The sequence below is a fragment of the Gemmobacter aquarius genome (assembly GCF_003060865.1).
Lineage (GTDB): Bacteria > Pseudomonadota > Alphaproteobacteria > Rhodobacterales > Rhodobacteraceae > Paragemmobacter > Paragemmobacter aquarius.
The window spans coordinates 725,954-742,360 of record NZ_CP028918.1 but is presented as its reverse complement, the minus strand read 5'-3'; the positions used below and the strand labels follow the sequence as shown (position 1 = coordinate 742,360).

13 protein-coding genes are annotated in these 16,407 nt (G+C 66.3%); 4 read left to right on the top strand and 9 right to left on the bottom strand.

What is annotated here, in order from left to right:
* The first annotated feature begins 44 nt into the window (after positions 1-44).
* Both HYN69_RS03580 and HYN69_RS03575 read left to right on the top strand, forming a co-directional pair.
* Entirely contained in the window at positions 45-917 is an 873-nt protein-coding gene (locus HYN69_RS03580; protein WP_108437020.1) for a carbohydrate ABC transporter permease, read from the top strand.
* A complete protein-coding gene (locus HYN69_RS03575; RefSeq protein WP_108434528.1) occupies positions 914-1,702 on the top strand; it encodes a carbohydrate ABC transporter permease in 789 nt (262 codons plus the stop codon). Before HYN69_RS03580 ends, HYN69_RS03575 begins: the two co-directional genes overlap by 4 nt.
* Here HYN69_RS03575 and HYN69_RS03570 read toward each other — a convergent pair whose 3' ends face one another.
* Genes HYN69_RS03570 through HYN69_RS03530 form a run of 9 tightly spaced genes read right to left on the bottom strand, consistent with a single transcriptional unit; the run spans position 1,703 to position 13,259 of the window.
* Positions 1,703-2,293 (bottom strand): TetR/AcrR family transcriptional regulator, encoded by a 591-nt coding sequence (locus HYN69_RS03570; RefSeq protein WP_159082345.1) that lies wholly within the window; start codon positions 2,291-2,293, stop codon positions 1,703-1,705. It abuts the gene before it with no gap.
* A gap of 12 nt (positions 2,294-2,305) precedes the next feature.
* The gene (locus HYN69_RS03565; protein WP_108434526.1) at positions 2,306-3,856 is read right to left on the bottom strand and encodes an ABC transporter substrate-binding protein; all 1,551 of its coding nucleotides are present in this window, start codon (positions 3,854-3,856) and stop codon (positions 2,306-2,308) included.
* Positions 3,840-4,826, bottom strand: a complete 987-nt coding sequence (locus HYN69_RS03560; RefSeq protein ID WP_108434525.1) for an ABC transporter ATP-binding protein — start codon at positions 4,824-4,826, stop codon at positions 3,840-3,842. Before HYN69_RS03560 ends, HYN69_RS03565 begins: the two co-directional genes overlap by 17 nt.
* Positions 4,823-5,791 (bottom strand): ABC transporter ATP-binding protein, encoded by a 969-nt coding sequence (locus HYN69_RS03555; RefSeq protein ID WP_108434524.1) that lies wholly within the window; start codon positions 5,789-5,791, stop codon positions 4,823-4,825. Before HYN69_RS03555 ends, HYN69_RS03560 begins: the two co-directional genes overlap by 4 nt.
* Positions 5,788-6,678, bottom strand: a complete 891-nt coding sequence (locus tag HYN69_RS03550) for an ABC transporter permease (RefSeq protein WP_216824643.1) — start codon at positions 6,676-6,678, stop codon at positions 5,788-5,790. Before HYN69_RS03550 ends, HYN69_RS03555 begins: the two co-directional genes overlap by 4 nt.
* Positions 6,662-7,612 (bottom strand): ABC transporter permease, encoded by a 951-nt coding sequence (locus tag HYN69_RS03545; protein WP_108437018.1) that lies wholly within the window; start codon positions 7,610-7,612, stop codon positions 6,662-6,664. The genes HYN69_RS03550 and HYN69_RS03545 overlap by 17 nt, the downstream gene beginning before the upstream one ends.
* A gap of 21 nt (positions 7,613-7,633) precedes the next feature.
* Positions 7,634-9,676: a CocE/NonD family hydrolase gene (locus HYN69_RS03540; RefSeq protein ID WP_174213597.1), complete on the bottom strand. Its 2,043-nt coding sequence runs from the start codon at positions 9,674-9,676 to the stop codon at positions 7,634-7,636.
* Positions 9,676-11,199: a trimethylamine methyltransferase family protein gene (locus HYN69_RS03535; RefSeq protein WP_108434523.1), complete on the bottom strand. Its 1,524-nt coding sequence runs from the start codon at positions 11,197-11,199 to the stop codon at positions 9,676-9,678. The genes HYN69_RS03540 and HYN69_RS03535 overlap by 1 nt, the downstream gene beginning before the upstream one ends.
* Positions 11,196-13,259 (bottom strand): oxidoreductase, encoded by a 2,064-nt coding sequence (locus tag HYN69_RS03530; RefSeq protein WP_108434522.1) that lies wholly within the window; start codon positions 13,257-13,259, stop codon positions 11,196-11,198. Before HYN69_RS03530 ends, HYN69_RS03535 begins: the two co-directional genes overlap by 4 nt.
* Positions 13,260-13,594: 335 nt before the next feature.
* On the opposite strand from HYN69_RS03530, the gene HYN69_RS03525 reads away from it, so the two are divergent.
* Positions 13,595-14,926 (top strand): cadherin-like beta sandwich domain-containing protein, encoded by a 1,332-nt coding sequence (locus HYN69_RS03525; protein ID WP_108434521.1) that lies wholly within the window; start codon positions 13,595-13,597, stop codon positions 14,924-14,926.
* 63 nt (positions 14,927-14,989) lie between these two features.
* Positions 14,990-16,303: an autotransporter outer membrane beta-barrel domain-containing protein gene (locus tag HYN69_RS03520; protein ID WP_108434520.1), complete on the top strand. Its 1,314-nt coding sequence runs from the start codon at positions 14,990-14,992 to the stop codon at positions 16,301-16,303.
* Positions 16,304-16,407 lie beyond the last annotated feature (104 nt).

The window sequence follows — 16,407 nt, the reverse complement described above, 5'->3', positions numbered from 1 at the left end:
TTGGCGGTTGCGCCCTGCCCCCGTTCCATGCTGAACTGACGCCGATGCACCGTACCAAGCCCTATTCCAATGCCGCATGGTTTTTGATGCTGCCCGCCGCCCTGCTGATGGCCGTGGTGGGCGTGGTGCCGCTGGTCGCGGTGTTCAACTATTCGCTGCACGACATCTTTTCCTTGCAGGATGTGCTGTGGGTCGGGCCGGAATGGTATCATGCGATCATCACCAGTCCGCGGTTCCATGCCAGCCTCGGGCGGAGCCTGATGTTTTCGGCGGTGGTGCTGTCGGTGCAGGTGCCGCTGGGGCTGGCGGTGGCGCTGGCCTTGCGGCGCACGGGGCGGGCGGCGGTTCTGGGTCTGATGCTGGTCGCCTTGCCGCTGGTGGTGCCGTGGAACCTGATCGGGGGCATGTGGCTGGGGCTGGTCAACCCTGAAACGGGGCTGGTCGGGCAGGCGCTGGTCGCTTTGGGCATCGGCTTCGACTGGAAGTTCAACGCCGCGCATACGTGGATCTTGCTGGTGACGATGGACACATGGCACTGGCTGGGGCTGGTCGTGATCCTGTCCTATGCGGGGCTGTCGTCTATCCCGCCGGAACAATACCGCGCCGCCGCGATCGACGGGGCCTCGCGCCTCGCGGTGTTCCGCTTCATCGAGTTGCCGCGCATCGCGCCCGCGCTGGGCGTGGTGCTGCTGCTGCGCTTCGTCGACAGCTTCATGATCTATACCGAGGCTTTCGGCATCAACGCGGGCGGGCCGGATATGGCCACGCATTTCCTCGCCATCGATCTGGGCGAAGAGATCAAATCGTTCAACTATGGCTCGGCTGCGGCGCGGTCGATGGTCTATTTCGGCATCGTGCTGACCGTGATCTGGTCCTTTGTCCGCATCAACGCCGCGCGCGAGGCGCGGGGGGCATGAGGGTTCTGCCGCGCCTTGGGCTGTTCGCGGCGCTGGGCCTGTTCATCCTGCTGCCCTTGGCGCAGACATTCCTGCTCAGCTTCATGTCCACCCTGCCGCGTGACGGGATGGAGGTCGGGCAATTCACGCTGATGAACTATGCCACCATCTGGCAGACGCCCGCGCTGACCGCATCCATCGGCAATTCGGCGATCTATGTGACGCTGAACGTGGCCCTGTGCATCGCGGTGGCACTGCCGGCGGCCTATGCGCTGGCGCGGTACGAATTCGCGGGCGACCGGCATTTCCTGTTCCTGCTGCTGGCGTTTCGCGCCACGCCGCCGGTGGTGCTGTCCTTGCCGATCTTCATCCTGTTCTCGCGCTTCGGGCTGGTGAACAGCCCGCTCGGCATCGCGCTGGTGCATTGCCTGTTCAACCTGCCCATCGCGATCTGGATATTGGAGACCTTCATCGCGGCCGTGCCAAAGGAACTGGACGAGACGGCTTTCATCGACGGCCATACCCTGCCGTCGTTCTTCGTGCGTCACCTGATCCCCGCAATCGCGCCCGGTATCGGGGTGGCGGCGTTCTTCTGCTTCATGTTCTCTTGGGTCGAGGTGGTCTTTGCCCGCATCCTGACGGTGACGGCGGGCAAGCCGATCACCATGGCGATCAACGCGCTTTTCACATTCCGCACCGATGTGGGGCTGGTCATGGCGATGACGGTGGTATCGCTGCTGCCCGGTCTGGTGATGATCTGGTTCGTCCGAAACCACATCGCACGCGGTTTTGCGCTGCGGTCGTGATCATCGCGTATAGGGCTGCAACAGCGCCCGGCAGGCCGCGCGGGCGGCGGCTTCCGGCAAAAGATCGGGGTCGATGCAACGCTGCACGCCAAGCCCGTCGACAAGGCAGATGAAGGCGGACGCCACCGCGTCGAAATCCATCGCGGTATCGGGCGGGGCGGCGGCGCGCAGGGCATCGGCGATGGTCTGGCGGTAGCCGCCATAGCGGGCGCGGTGTTCGGCCCGCAGGACGGGGTTGTTGGCGATCTCGCCCCAGAGCGTCAGCCAGACGTTCAGCACGTCGCGGCTGAACAGCGCGGGCGAAACCAGCGCCTCGACCAGCGCTTCGAGCGGTGTGAGGCCGGGCACGGGGCGGGAGATGGCGGCCATCCATTCGTCATACATGCGGCTGTAGACCGCGACCATCAGCCCGTCCATCGAACCGAAATGATGCGTGATAAGCCCGCGTGACACGCCCGCTTCGGCCACGATCCGGTCGACCGTGAAATCGCGGATGCCGCCCCGCGCCATGCAGGCACGGGCGGCATCCTCCAGAAGCGCCCGCCTGTCCTTGGCGGGCAGGCGGGCAGGTTTGCGGGGTAGTGCCGTCACGCGCGCCCCCCGTCAGACCCTGCGGAAGGCGACCGGATCGGGATGCCCGTCGGCAAGGATGACCGGCACGATATCCGCGTCATGGATGGCCAGATAGGGCTCGAAACAGATGAAGATGAAACCACCCGACTCCTCCATGAGATCCTCCATCCGGTTGAACATGGCGCGCCGCTTGCCCGCGTCCTGTTCGGTGGTGGAGGCCTGATACAGACTTTCATATTCGGGATTGTCGAAGAAAGACCAGTTGTAGATGCCGATCTGGTCGGGGCGGAACCAGACGAGGTTTTCGGTCGGGTCGATGCCACCGGCAAAGTTCATCAAGACGAGTTCGACCGACTTGTAGCCATCGCCTGCCGTCTTGTCGCCCAGCGCCCAATAGGCTGCGTCCTCGACCGGCTGGATGTTGAGGGTGATGCCCGCCTCGGCAAGGTTGGCCTGCACGATCTGGGCGATGGTCTGGCTGGTGTTGTCGGTCAGGGCGTAAAGGTTCAGCTCGATCCCCTCGGCCCCGGCCTCGGCCAGAAGCGCCTTGGCCTTTTCGACATCGCGCGCCGCGATCAGGTTGGCAGGCCGCGCAAAGCCCGACGTGGGCGGCACCACGCCGGTAGACCGTGCGACCAACCCGTCATAGGCCCCGTCGAGCACCGCCTGACCGTCATAGGCGTATTGGATCGCCTGACGCACGCGGATGTCTTTCAGCGGTTCGGCGTTCATGTTGATCGTCAGCCACGCGTAGCGGGTGCCGGGGGCCTCGATCATCGCGGCCCCTGCGGGCAGGGCCGACTTGAGCTGCGCCGCAGCCCCCACGGCCACGCGGGTGAAATCGAAGGCATCGGCCTCATAGGCAAGCTCGGCCGCCTGATCGTCGGTGACGATGTAGAATTCGACGCGGTCGAAGGCGGGCTTCTCTCCGGTCCAGTCGGGGTTGGCTTTCAGCGTGACCTTCTGGTTCTGCTCCCATGTGTCGAAAAGATACGGGCCGCATTGTGCGGGGATTTCGGTCGTGTAGCTGCCGCCCGCCGCCTCGACCGCCTTTTGGCAGACGATGTGGCCGCCATAATAGGGCAGCGCGATGACCGGAAAGGGCGCAAAGGGTTCGGTCAGGTGGATCACGCCGCTGCGGTCGTCGATCACCTCGACCTCTTTGAGCTTTTCGAACTGGTAGGCCCATGCGCTGTCGGACCCTGCGATCCGCTCGAACGAGAATTTGACGTCGGCCGCCGTGACGGGGCCGAAATCGCCCGTCCATTTCAGCCCCTCGCGCAGGGTAAAGGCAAGGCGGGTGGCGTCGAGCCATTCGATCTTTTCGGCAGCCCATGGCCGCCACTGGTTGCCGTCGCGCATGTCGCCAAGGCGGACCAGCGTCACGTTGGTGCAACGCGGGATGATGTCGTCAAGCTCGCCGATGATGCCGTAGGGGTCGAGCACCTGGAAATCGGCCACGACGCGCAGCCGCAGGGTCGCGCCTTCGGCGGCCCAGGCGAAACGCGGCAAGGCGGCGGCGGCGGCCAGTCCGGCACCTGCGGCTTTCAGAAATCCGCGACGGTCAGTGCTCCAGTGCATGGGTATCTCCCTGTTGCTGATTTGGGTCGGCGAAATGGCAGCGGGCAAGGCGGCCCGTGGTGGTGGGCAAAAGCGCAGGCGCCGTGCTGCGGCAGATGTCTTGCACCAGCGGGCAGCGGGTGTGGAATTCGCAGCCCGAGGGGCGGCGCAGGATCGAGGGCACCTCGCCCTTTATCGCAAGATCGGCGCGGCGCCGGCGCGGGTCGGGCCTTGGCTCGGACGCGATCAGGCTGGCGGTATAGGGATGCGCGGGGGCGGCAAAGACCTGCGCGGTCGGTCCCTCTTCGACAACGCGGCCCAGATAGAGGACCACGATCCGGTCGGCCACATGGCGCACGAGCGCAAGGTTGTGGGTGATGATCAGATAGGCCAGCCCCATATCGCGGCGCAGATCGGCCATCAGGTTCAGCACCTCGGCCTGTACCGACACGTCGAGGCCCGCCGTCGGCTCGTCTGCGATCACCAACCGGGGGCCAAGCGCGAGCGCCCGCGCCACCCCCACGCGCCGCGCCTGCCCGCCCGAAAGTTCGTGCGGGTAGCGGTCGGCGATTGCGGGGGGCAGCCCCACCCTGGCAAGCAGCAAGCGTGCGGTGGCAGCGGGGTCTGGCAAGGGCTGGCGGTGGATGCGGAAGGCCTCGGTCACCAGATAGCCGACCGTCAGGCGCGGCGACAGCGAGGCGGCCGCATCCTGAAACATCATCGCGGCGTCGCGGCGCAGGCGGGCGAAGCCGTCGCGCCCCGTCACGGGCGATCCGTCGAAGCGCACTGCGCCGGACGTGACGGGTTGAAGGCCCATCACCGCACGGGCGAGCGTGGTCTTGCCCGACCCGCTTTCGCCGACCAGCGCCACGCTTTGCCCGCGCCCGACCGACAGGCTGACATCTTGCAGGATCGGCAGGGCCGCGCGGGACATGAACCCGCCCAGCGGCAGGTCGACCGACAGGTTCCGCAAATCCAGCACGGGGGTCATCCCTGCCCCCCTTGCGGCGCACTGTGGCACAGCACCGACCGCCCCGCGCCCGCAGTGCGGCGGGGAACGGGGGCCTCGCACGCGGCCTCTGCCAGCGTGCAGCGCGGGGCAAAGGCGCAGCCGCGCGGCGGGGCGGTCAGGTCGGGCAGACGCCCGCCGATGGTGGGCAAACGCCCCGAGGACGGAACGACCACCGCCGGATCGCAGGCCAGAAGCGCACGGGTATAGGGGTGCTGCGGGTCGTGGAAGATCGCATCCACCGTGCCCTCTTCGACCACCTCGCCCGCATACATCACCGCGACGCGGTCACACAGTTCGGCGATCACGCCCAGATGGTGGGTGACGATCACGATCGCGCCGTGAAATGTGGTCCGCAGGTCGCGCATGAGGTGGATGATCTGCGCCTCCATCGTCACATCGAGCGCGGTCGTGGGTTCGTCGGCGATCAGCACATCGGGCTGCATCAGCAGGGCGGCGGCAATCGCCACGCGCTGCCGCATCCCGCCGGAAAGTTCATGCGGATAGCGGTGCAGACAGCGCGCGGCATCGGGAATGCCGACGCGGCCCAGCATCTCGGCCAGCCGTTCGGGCCGCGCCAAGGCCCGGTCATGCGCGCCGACGAAATCGGCCAGTTGCCGCCCGATGGTCAGCACGGGGTTGAAGGCGGTCATCGGGTCCTGGAACACCATCGCCACCGACCGCCCGCGCAAGGCCCGCTGCGCTGCGGGCGAAAGCGCCAGCATGTCGGTGCCATCCAGCCGCACAGCCCCGTGGGCGATGCGCGCTCCGGCGGGCAAAAGGTTGACCATCGCCGCCGCAAGCGTCGACTTGCCGCAGCCGCTTTCGCCCATGATCCCCAAGACCTCGCCCCGCGTGACAGACAGCGACACGTCACGCACCGCGTGCAGTTCCCCGCCCGGCACGCGGTAGGACACCGAAAGGTTTTCGACCTGAAGCGCCGTCATGCCCGGCGCCTTCCCGCGCCGCGCGGATCGAGAACGTCGCGCAGCCCTTCGCCCAGAAAGGTGAAGCCGAGCGTTGCCAGCACCAAGGGAATCCCCGCCACGATGACCACATGCGGCGCCTGCCGCAGGGCAGTGTAGCCTTCGGCCAGAATATTGCCCCATGACGGCGCGGGCGGTTTGACCCCAAGGTTCAGATAGCTCAGCCCCGCCTCGAGCATGATGATCACGGGGATGTCCATGCAGATCAGGATGACAAGCGGGCCGACCACATTGGGCAGAAGGTGGCGCAGGATGATGCGCCCCGCCCCTGCCCCCATCGCCCGTTCGGCCAGGATGTAATCGGCATTGGCAAGCGTCAGCGTCTGGGTGCGGATCAGCCGCGCATAGGCCGGAAAGGACACCAGAACGATCACGATGATCAGCGTCGTCGTGCCGGGGCCAAGCACGGTAATGACGGCAAGCGCAAAGAAGATCATCGGCAGCGACGACAGGCAGTCGAACACCACCACCAGCAGGGAATCGAGCCAGCGCGGCCCGTATCCCGCGACCAGCCCGAGCAGCAGCCCCAGCGCGCCCGCCATACCGACCGAGGTCATGGCGATGCCAAGCGCAAGCCGCGCCCCCCAGATGATGCGCGACAGCAGGTCGCGACCCAGATGGTCGGTCCCGGCCCAATGCGCGGCAGAAGGCGTCAGGAACTTTGCCTTCACATTCAGTGCGATAGGGTCATAGGGTGCGATCAGCGGGGCCAGCAGCGCCATGCCGACAAAGGCCACCACGATCACCAGTCCCGCCAGCCCCATCGCATCGCCCGTCAGGGCGCGGCCTATGCCGCGTCGGGCAATGGGTCTGGCGGGCGGCGGTGCGGGTTCAGCGTCGAAGGACATCGCGCACCCTTGGGTCAAGCCGCGCGATCGCCAGATCGGCAGAGGTGACGACAAGCAGGTAAAAGGCGGTCATGAACAGCACCGTCCCCATCACCACCGGATAATTGCGCTTTTCCACCGCCGCCGTGATCAGCGTGCCGATCCCTGGCCGCGAGAACACGCTTTCGACGAAGACCGCGCTCGACATTATGCCGCCGAACCCCACCGCCAGAACCGAGATCGTCGGCACGATGGCGACCCGCAGCGCGTGGCGAAAGACGATGTCGCGTTCGCGCATGCCAAAGGCGCGGGCGGTGCGGATATGGGGGGCCTCCATCACCTCGAGCATCGAGGCGCGGATCAGGCGGGCCACATAGCCGACCCAGCCAAGGCCCAGCGCAAAGGCCGGAAGCACCAGCGCGCGGGCCTGACTGGCAAAGTCGCCCGCCTCGCCCGCGCCAATGGCGGGCAGCCAGTTCAGCCAGACGGCAAAGACGATCAGCGCGTAGATCGCGATGACAAAGGAGGGCACCGAGATCACGCTGACCGACACAACGCCAAGCAGCCGGTCGATGACCGTATCGCGCCACACCACCGCAGCGCAGCCAAGCAGCACCCCCAGCCCCAGTGCCCAGCCAAGTGCGGTGACGCCAAGGACCAGGGTCTTGGGAAACACCTCGAGGATCTGGTCGAGAACCGGGCGTTTCGACCAGACATCGGTGCCGAGATCGCCTTGCAGCACATTGCCGAAGAACAGCGCGATCTGGGTCAGGATCGGTTGGTCCAGCCCCATGCGCTGGCGCAGCAACTCTTTCAGTTCCGGCGTGGCGCGTGGCCCCAGCGCCAGCGAGGCCGGATCGCCCGGCACCAGAAACACCATGCCATACATGGCGGTCATCACCACGATCAGGATCAGGAGCGACAGCCCAACGCGCCGGATCGCATAGGCCAGCATCAGCACGGCCCCCCGTTTGCGTCAGATATGGTCACGCGCGATCCTTTCGTGCCAGTCGCGGGCAAAGACCTCGGCCCCGTTTTCGCTGATCCGCAGACGCATGGTCACGATGAAATGGGTGGCATCGCAGGTCAGCGCGCCGGTGCTTTCATGGGTAAAGATGCCGTCGGGCCGTTCGATCTGCACGGTATAATGCGTCTCGCAGGAAGCACTTAGCGGATCGCCTTCGGTGATGCGGTAGCGGGCCAGTCCGGTGCCGCGATGGGTCTGGCCGATGGCAGGCATTTCGGTTGCATAGGTCCAGCGCGGGAAATCGACCACGCTTTCGCCGGTCAGCAAATCGCGGGTCACGCTGCGGCGCAGCACGGGGGCGGCAGGATCGGGCGGCAGGTCGTGCTGGAGGTCGTGCTGGGGGTCGGCCGCCGCAGCTTCGGGCGGGTCAAAGACGCGCAAGGCGGCGTCGGCGGGGTGCGACGGGCGGACCGGCAGCGTCAGGGCGCTGTCGCCAAGCTGCACGGTCAGCGTGGCAAGTTCGGGCGAGGGCCAAGCGATGGGCCAGTAGACCGTCGAGATCGACACCGCGATGCGGTGGCCCGCCGGAAAGCTGTGTGCGATGTCGTCCAGATCGACCAAGGCGCTTTCGGCCTGCCCCGGCACCAATGCCTGCGGGCTGCCATGCCCGTGCCGGTGGCACAGGTTCAGATGCCCGATCGCCACGCGGGTCGAGGCCCCCGAGGGCGCCACGTCATTGACCCTGACCGACACCAGCGCCTGCGGCCTGTCGCTGGCAAAGCGCAACTCCAGTTGCGGTGCGCCGAGGATTTCCAGCGGTTCGGCCAAGGGCGCGGTGACAAAGACAAGCGAGCCGCCGTCATCCTCGCGCTGGTCGGTGGCCCATTCGGCCTCGTCTCCGTAACGCCCGACCTCGCCCGCCGTCAGCCCGACCCAGAGCGGCGAGCAGATGCGGGCCTGCCCCGTTCCCGCCCCGCCCAGCACGCCGTTGTCCCCCAGCGCCAGCCGTTCGGGCCGGATGCGCGGCGAGGGCCAGACATCCTCGGCCACCCAGCGACCCGGCCGTTCGTGATAGCAGGTGCGCGGCGGCACGTGGTCCTGCATCCAGACGCGCAGCATCGGCTCGTCCATGATGCCGGTCTCGCGGCCCTTGAGCCAGTGGTCGCACCAGCGCAGCACCTCTTGCAGCCAGCCGATGGCGGGTTCGACCGTCACCGAATGGGGAAAGGAATGCGCCCAAGGCCCGATCAGCCCGCGCCGCGGCCCCGTCAGCCCCGCCAGCAGGCGCGGCACGGCTTCGGAGTAATTGTCGGCCCAGCCGGACACGGCATAGACCGGAATGGTGATCCTGGAAAAATCCTCGCAGACCGAGCCTTGGCGCCAGTAGTCGTCGCGCGACTGGTGGCGCAGCCATGTCAGGATCCACGGCGTGTTCGCCTCGCGCCGCGCGGCCCACATGTCGCGCCACGCCGCGCCCACGATTGCGGGGTCGGGGGGCAGGTCCTGCATCGCGAACATGGTCGAGGACCAGTCGAAATTGTCCTTGGACAGGCAGCCGCCGACCCAGTGGATATCGGTGGCGTAGCGGTCGTCGGTCGATCCCACGGTGATGATCGTCTTCAGCGCGGGCGGCTGGCGGGCGGCGATCTGCAAGCCGTTGAAGCCGCCCCAGCTGATGCCGTACATCGCGACCTGCCCGTCGCACCAGTCTTGCGCGGCAAGCCATGCGATCGCGTCCACCCCGTCGGTCTGCTCTTGCACCGTATATTCGTCGTACAGCACGCCGTCGCTGTCGCCGGTGCCCCGGATATCGAGCCGCAGGCAGGCGTAGCCGTGGCGGGCGAGGTAGCGGTGCATCGCCTCGTCCCGGCCGCGGGTGCCATCACGTTTGCGGTAGGGCAGGTATTCGAGGATCATAGGCACAGGCCCCGCGCCATCGGGTCGCCAAAGCCGCCCCGCCAGCCGCGTGCCGTCGGGCAGCGGAACCCAGATGTTCTCCTGTTCGATCAGGCCGAACGGGTAATCGGTGCGGGTCTGCAGATCCTGTCCCATCAGTTCATCGGCGCTCCGCCTTCGGCCTTGCGGCGGGTGACGTAAGCGCAAAGCGCCTCGTCCACCGACGGGTCGAGCGGGGGGTCGACATGCGCGGCCAGAAGCTCTTTCCAGACGGTATTGGCGCGGGTCCGCGCATCGATGCCGCCTTTGGCCAGCCAGTTCGGGTGGTTGTCCCAGTTCGACAGCATCGGCCTGTGGAACGCCGTCTCGTAGCGCGCCATGGTGTGCGCCGTGCCGAAGAAATGCCCGCCCGCCCCCGCCTCGAGGATCGCATCGAGCGCCAGCGCGCCGGGGTCTGTCGGCATCGGTTCGAAATAGGCGTCCATCATCTGCAGCATCTCGGCGTCGAGGATCAGCTTTTCGAAACTGGCGGTCAGCCCGCCATGCAGCCAGCCCGCCGCGTGGTTCAGCAGATGCGCCCCGCCGGTCAGCGCCCCCCAGAGCGCCATCTGCGATTCATAAGCCGCCTGCGCGTCGACCTCGTTCGCCGCTGTCACGTTCGACGACCGGAACGGCACGCCGATATGGCGGGCAAGCTGGCCCGAGGCTTGCGCCGCCTTGGCATATTCCGGCGTGCCGAAAGCGGGCGCGCCCGACCGCATGTCGACGTTCGAGGTGAAGCCGCCATACATCACCGGCACGCCGGGACGCACGATCTGGGTCAGGACGATCCCCGCAATCGCCTCGGCATGCTGCAAGACCAAGGCGCCCGCCAGCGTGACCGGCGCCATGGCCCCCGCCAGCGTAAACGGGGTGATGACGTTGACCTGACCATGCGCGGCAAGGGCGATCAGCCCTTCGGCCATCGGCACGTCGAGTTGCAGCGGCGAGTTGGTGTTGATGATGCCCAGCAGGACCGGACGGTCGCGCAGCCCTTCGGGCGTGGTGCCCAGCATGATCGCGGCCATTTCGATGCCGTCCATGGTGCGGGCATGGCCAAGCGTCTGGGTCTGCCAGCTTTTGTCGACCAGCCGGATCTGCGCGTGGTAGATGTCGAGATGCCGCGTGTTGGCAGGCAGGTCGAGCGGTTCGAACGGGCCGCCGCCTTCCTGATGGATCACGTTCAGCGACTGGATCAGGCGCATATAATCGCACATCTCGGCGAAAGACCCGTCGCGGCGGCCCTTGTCGTTGCACATCACATAGGCGGGGCCACCCACCGCGCCATAGACGCACCAACCCCCGCCGACCCGCAGGTTGCGCGCAGGGTTCCGCGCTTCCAGCGCAAAGCCCGCAGGCACGCTTGCCAGCCGTTCGGCCACGAGTGCGGGATCGATCCGCACGGTTTCGCCCGACACGTCCGCCCCCGCCTGTGCGAACAGGTCGCGGGCGGCGGGGTGCAGCACGCGCATCCCCTGCCGCGCCAGCACGTCGAGCGCCGCGCCGTGGATCGCGGCCACCTGATCGTCGGAGATCACCTTTACCGGCGGCATCGGGCGTTCGATCTGCCCCCAGGCGCGCTGTGGCACGCCGCCCGTCGCGCGGTCTGCCTGCCGCTTGCGCCCTTCGGCCCGGGTCATTCGGCAGCCTCGGGCAGTTGGAAATCGCGGGCTGCAAAGGGCGCATCGCGGCGCACCATCGGCTGGGCCACCCCGAGATCCCGCGCCGTCTTGTGGCCCTGATAGATCGCGTGGACGATCGCGCCGGGGGCGTTGGCGTCCCCCGTCAGGTGCAGGCGGTCCGGCGGCATGTCGGCAGCGAGTGCGTCGTAAAGCGCACTGCCGCCCGCCCGATAGCCTACGATCACCAGGGACCGCGCCGCGATGCGCCGTTCCTCGCCGCTGAAGATCTGTGCCAGCCGCACCTCTTTGCCGTCGAACCCCGTCACCACCTCGAGCGTGCGAAGTGCTATGCCCTTGGCGGCAAAGGACTGGTGCACGAGCGGCTGCTCGTTGGTGTTGAAGCCCCAGGCCGCAGCCGCCCCCGCCGTGGTGATATAGGTGACACCCAGATGCGCCAGCGATTCCGCCACCGCCGAGCCGAGGTAATAGTTGTCATAATCGAACACCGCGACCGGACCTTCGGGCACGATGCCTGCGGCCAGATCGTCGGGCGTATAGACGCGCGGCGCGACAAGCGGGCCTGCGGGCAGTTCGTTCGCCCCGCACAGATGCGGCAGCCAGCCTGCGCCCGTGGCCACCACCACATGATCGGCCCCGAAATCGCGTACATCCTGCGCGGTCAGGTCGCTTGCGGGGTAAAGCTGCACGTTGGGCAGCTTTCGCAACTGCCCCATACGGTAATCGACCACGCGGTGCCATTGGCCAAGGCCCGGCAGACGGCTTTCCCATGTCAGCCGCCCGCCGAAATCACGCGCGCGGTCGGCCAGCGCCACCTGATGCCCGCGCCGTGCCAGCGTCAGTGCCGCCTCCAGCCCCGCAGGACCGCCACCCACCACAAGGACCGACCCCGCGCCATCGCGGCGCAGGGTTTCGGGATGCCAGCCGCGCCGCCATTCCTCGCCCGCGGTGGGGTTTTGCGTGCAGCGCACCCAGACCCCGTCGTGCCAGCTTGATATGCACAGGTTGCAGCCGATGCATTCGCGGATATCCTCGACCCGGCCTTCCTCGATCTTCCTCGGCAGGAAGGGATCGGCAATCGAGGGGCGCGCGCCGCCGATGAAATCGAGCACACCGCGCCGCACCATCGACACCATCGTATCGGGGCTGGTGAAGCGCCCCACGCCCACCACCGGCTTTTCGGTGACCGATTTGATGAAATCGACCACCGCCTCGTGGCTGCCTTCGGGCGTGTAGCGGCTGGGCGCACAGTCAAAGGACGAATAATCCATCTTCACGTCGAACAGATCGGGCGCGTCTTTCAGGTAGCCGATCACCTCATGCGCCTCGGTCGGGGCCACGTCGGACGGGCGGGCGCGGAGCTCCTGCATCGAGATACGCAGCGCGACCGCCGCACGCCCCTTTGTCGCCTCGCGCACGGCGTCGATCAATTGCTCGACCAGCCGCACGCGGTTGCGGACCGATCCGCCGTAGTCATCCGTGCGGTGATTGTAATCCGACAGCAGGAACTGATAGGGCAGATAGCCCATGCCCGCATAGACATAGAGGATGTCGAACCCCGCCTCCTCGGCCCTGACCGCCGCTTCGGCATGCCAGCGGATCAGGTCGCGGATATCGGCCTTGTCCATCACCCGGGGGCGGGCCGAGGACATGAACGGCACATGCGTCGCCATCCACGGCACGCCCGAGGGCGACAGCGGCGGATGCCGTGTGATCCGGTTCACCGCAGCCGCCCCGCCATGCCACAGCTCGACCGCCGCAAGCGCGCCGTGGCGATGCACCGCTTCGGTCATCAAGGCATGGCTGCGGATATCGGCGCGGTCCCAGAGCGAGGCAAAGGGAAAGGGGCTGTCATCCGACGAAGGATCGACCGAACAGGCGCCGGTCGAGACGACCGCCCAGCCCCCCTCGGCCTTGGTTTCGCGGAAAGCGGCGCGGACATGGGGGGCTGCATTGGTCATGCCCGACGCATGCGGCACCTGAAAGAAACGGTTCCGCGCCAGTTTCGGACCGATCCGGACCGGTTCGAACAGGATGTCAAATCGCGGGTCGCGTGGCATGCCAAGCCCTTATCCGAATCTTGTTGAACAAACGTATAGTATCAAGGCCGCGCCATATCGCAACAAATCTTGCAATCCACAGGTGCAGGGTGGCGAACAGCTCACCTTGTGCCTTTGCAACCCGCGCGGGCGACCGGCACGACGAGGACGGGCAGAGCCGACAACCCCGACGGACTGACCGTGCTGTTTCGGGCACGCATGGCGGCAAATGCGACCCGTCCGAAAGGTTATAATTTATATACTTTTGTCATCATGCACTGTTTTATCCAGCAAGACGGGCGCCGCTGACGGCACCCGCGCCTTTTGTGATGTAAAAAGTGGTTGGAGTGCCAAAGATGGCCAAGAATATGATCCGCCGGTTCTGGCGTGGAGTTATGGTCTTGTGCCTTGCCGTGGCGGCCTTGGTTGCACCCAGCCAGCGGGCCGATGCCTTTGGCGGGGCTACGATTGCTGAATCGAGGGCACTCGGGACTTGCACGGTCGAATTCTCGATGAATGCCACGCAGCGCAATGCGATGGTCTTTCTGACCAGTTCGTCGGAAGTGGGGGGTGAGGCAACCTATACGGGCGGCGGTAGATTCAATGGCTATGCCCGGGTATCGGTAACGGCGCTCAATAACTGCGGCATAACCAGTGTCTCCAACCTGGTGCACACCGGACCCACGACGGATTTTGAATCGGACGACTATCTGGGCTTCACCTTTACGGGCACCGAAGGCGGCGTCGTCTCCAATTACGAATATGCGCTGAAGGGTACCACCACCACAGCGGTGCAAGTAACGCCCACGGCAGCGGCCTCGGACGTTTCGACCCTGTCGTCGCTTAGCCTGTCGGGCATCACCCTTTCGCCGACCTTCGATCCGGCGGTCACGCAATACACCGCAACGGTCGCATCCAACGTGACCAGCACGACCGTTACGGCGGTCGTGACAGACCCGAATGCGAGCTTTGCGATCGTTGACGTCACGGGAATGACCGTCAACCTTGAACCCGGTCCCAATACCATAACGGTCGAGGCTACGGCCGAGAACGGCATTAACTTCACCGCCTATGTCATCACCGTCACCCGCGGCGACCCGCCCCCGCCGCCTCCGCCATCGACGGATGCGACCCTGTCGTCGCTGACCCTGTCAGGTGTCACGCTAACGCCCGACTTTTCCGCCGATATGACATCCTATACCGCGACCGTCGCGCTGGATGTGGACATCACGACCTTGACGGCGATGGTGAACCAGCCGAATGCGACGCTCAAACTGGGCGGGAACCCTTTGGCAAGCGGCACGGAAGTGGAAACTACGCTCAATTCCGGCACCAACACCTTTACGATCGAGGTCACGGCCGAGGACGGGCAGACCAAAAAGACCTACACCGTCGCGGTCACGCGGCCCCAACCGAACCAGGCGCCGGTCGCGCAGCCCGGCCATTCGGGCGGAAACGCTGGCCAGCTTGTCACGCTTGTCGGTGGAAATTCGGTTAATACGAACACGGGCACGAATGCGGGCCTGACCTATGCATGGGAACAGATCGACCTGACCCCGGGCGTGCCCGTCGTGGTCTTGGCCAGCGCAGACGAGCAGGATGCGACCTTTACCGCGCCCGATCTGGAACCCGGCGCCAATGCGCTGACGCTTACGTTCAATCTGACCGTGTCGGTCGGGCTTTTGTAGAACACCAAGTCGGTAATCGTCACGATCTTCCCGCCCCGCATCGCGCTTCCCGAAGACGAGGCGGTGGCAAAGGTGGTGGGCAAGACGGCGGTGAACGGCACCTACGGCCTGACCAGCGGCGAGGTTGTCACCCTGTCGGCAGCCGACAGCGTGCTTCCGGAAGATTCCATGCCGACCTATTCCTGGGCGACCGATACGCCCGGCGTGACCTTCGGCTCGCCCGATGCCGAGACCACCAGCTTCACCGCGCCGGTCGTGACCGAAGCGACCGAGGTCGAGGTCGTGCTGAACATCGGCTTCGGCCAGAAGGTGGGCGACCTCGACCCTGACCTTAACTTCGCGCCCGCCGCCTTTTCCACGCTCGACCTTGGCGATCTTGGTCCGCCGCGCGGCGAGGGGTTGCGGGCAACCCTGACGATCATGGTGCTTCCGGTCCAGACCGAGACGCCGGTAGAGACCCCGTCGGACGATGAAATCGAAGCGGCGCGTCAAGAGGTCGTAAAGTTCGTGCAGACCCGCAGCACGCTGCTTTTGTCGAACCAGCCCGACATGGATGACATGCTGCTGCCGGGCGCATCGGATGGCACCGCGAACCTGACCGTATCGTCGATGGGCGGACAGGCCGACATCTCGACCGCCCCCGACAAGCCGGTCTGGCTGCGGCTGAAAGGCGCGTGGTCCACGGTCGACGGGGCCGAGGCCGACTATATCCTCGGGTCGGTGGGCGCGCATGTGATACAGGGCAACGGCTTTGCCTTGGGCATCATGGCGCAGGTCGACCATCTGAAAACCGTCGACGGGCTGTCGGTCGGGGAAGGAACGGGCTGGCTGGCCGGTCCCTACGCCTTGGTGGCGCTGGAAAGCCATCCTGTCACCCTGCAGGGCCGCTTGCTTTATGGCCGGACCGACAACAGCCTGTCCCCGACCGGCACCTTTGAAGACAAGTTCGGCGGCGACCGTCTTCTGGCGCTTCTGGGCGTGTCGGGCGAGGTTGCGCGCGGCAAGCTGACGCTGAAGCCCACGCTCAGCGCCGGTTATGTACGCGAAACCACCGATGCCTATGTCAACGGAGCGGCCATCGCCGTCGCCGCGACCGAAACCGCCCTGATCCAGATCGCACCGGGGATCGCGGTCAGCTTTCCGGTCGAGGTGTCGTCGGGCAGCATGGAACTGAGCTTCGGGTTGGCGGACGTGTGGTCAAGCAGCCTCACGGGGGGTGCGTCAAGTTACGAAGGCCATCGCGGACGCATCAGCGCAGGCATGAAGCGGGTCTTCGCCTCGGGGGCGACACTCTCGGCCAGCGCGACCTATGACGGCATCGGTGCGCCGAGTTATGAAAGCCTGTCGGTCGACGTGCTGTTGCAGCACCGGTTCTGACGCGAAGACGCCGCGCGGCCCTTGCAGGGCCGCGACCAAAGGCCGGTGTTCCGCTTGCGGCGGGCCGCCGCTTCGTGCCACCTGTAGCGCGGCAAACAGGGCGG

What these genes read in the sequence shown, in the direction of transcription:
- HYN69_RS03525 (WP_108434521.1), top strand. Translation starts at nt 13,595, where the DNA reads ATGGCCAAGAATATGATCCGCCGGTTCTGGCGTGGAGTTATGGTCTTG.
- HYN69_RS03545 (WP_108437018.1), bottom strand. Translation starts at nt 7,612, where the DNA reads ATGCTGGCCTATGCGATCCGGCGCGTTGGGCTGTCGCTCCTGATCCTG.
- HYN69_RS03530 (WP_108434522.1), bottom strand. Translation starts at nt 13,259, where the DNA reads ATGCCACGCGACCCGCGATTTGACATCCTGTTCGAACCGGTCCGGATC.
- HYN69_RS03550 (WP_216824643.1), bottom strand. Translation starts at nt 6,678, where the DNA reads ATGTCCTTCGACGCTGAACCCGCACCGCCGCCCGCCAGACCCATTGCC.
- HYN69_RS03580 (WP_108437020.1), top strand. Translation starts at nt 45, where the DNA reads ATGCACCGTACCAAGCCCTATTCCAATGCCGCATGGTTTTTGATGCTG.
- HYN69_RS03560 (WP_108434525.1), bottom strand. Translation starts at nt 4,826, where the DNA reads ATGACCCCCGTGCTGGATTTGCGGAACCTGTCGGTCGACCTGCCGCTG.
- HYN69_RS03540 (WP_174213597.1), bottom strand. Translation starts at nt 9,676, where the DNA reads ATGGGACAGGATCTGCAGACCCGCACCGATTACCCGTTCGGCCTGATC.
- HYN69_RS03555 (WP_108434524.1), bottom strand. Translation starts at nt 5,791, where the DNA reads ATGACGGCGCTTCAGGTCGAAAACCTTTCGGTGTCCTACCGCGTGCCG.
- HYN69_RS03575 (WP_108434528.1), top strand. Translation starts at nt 914, where the DNA reads ATGAGGGTTCTGCCGCGCCTTGGGCTGTTCGCGGCGCTGGGCCTGTTC.
- HYN69_RS03535 (WP_108434523.1), bottom strand. Translation starts at nt 11,199, where the DNA reads ATGACCCGGGCCGAAGGGCGCAAGCGGCAGGCAGACCGCGCGACGGGC.
- HYN69_RS03565 (WP_108434526.1), bottom strand. Translation starts at nt 3,856, where the DNA reads ATGCACTGGAGCACTGACCGTCGCGGATTTCTGAAAGCCGCAGGTGCC.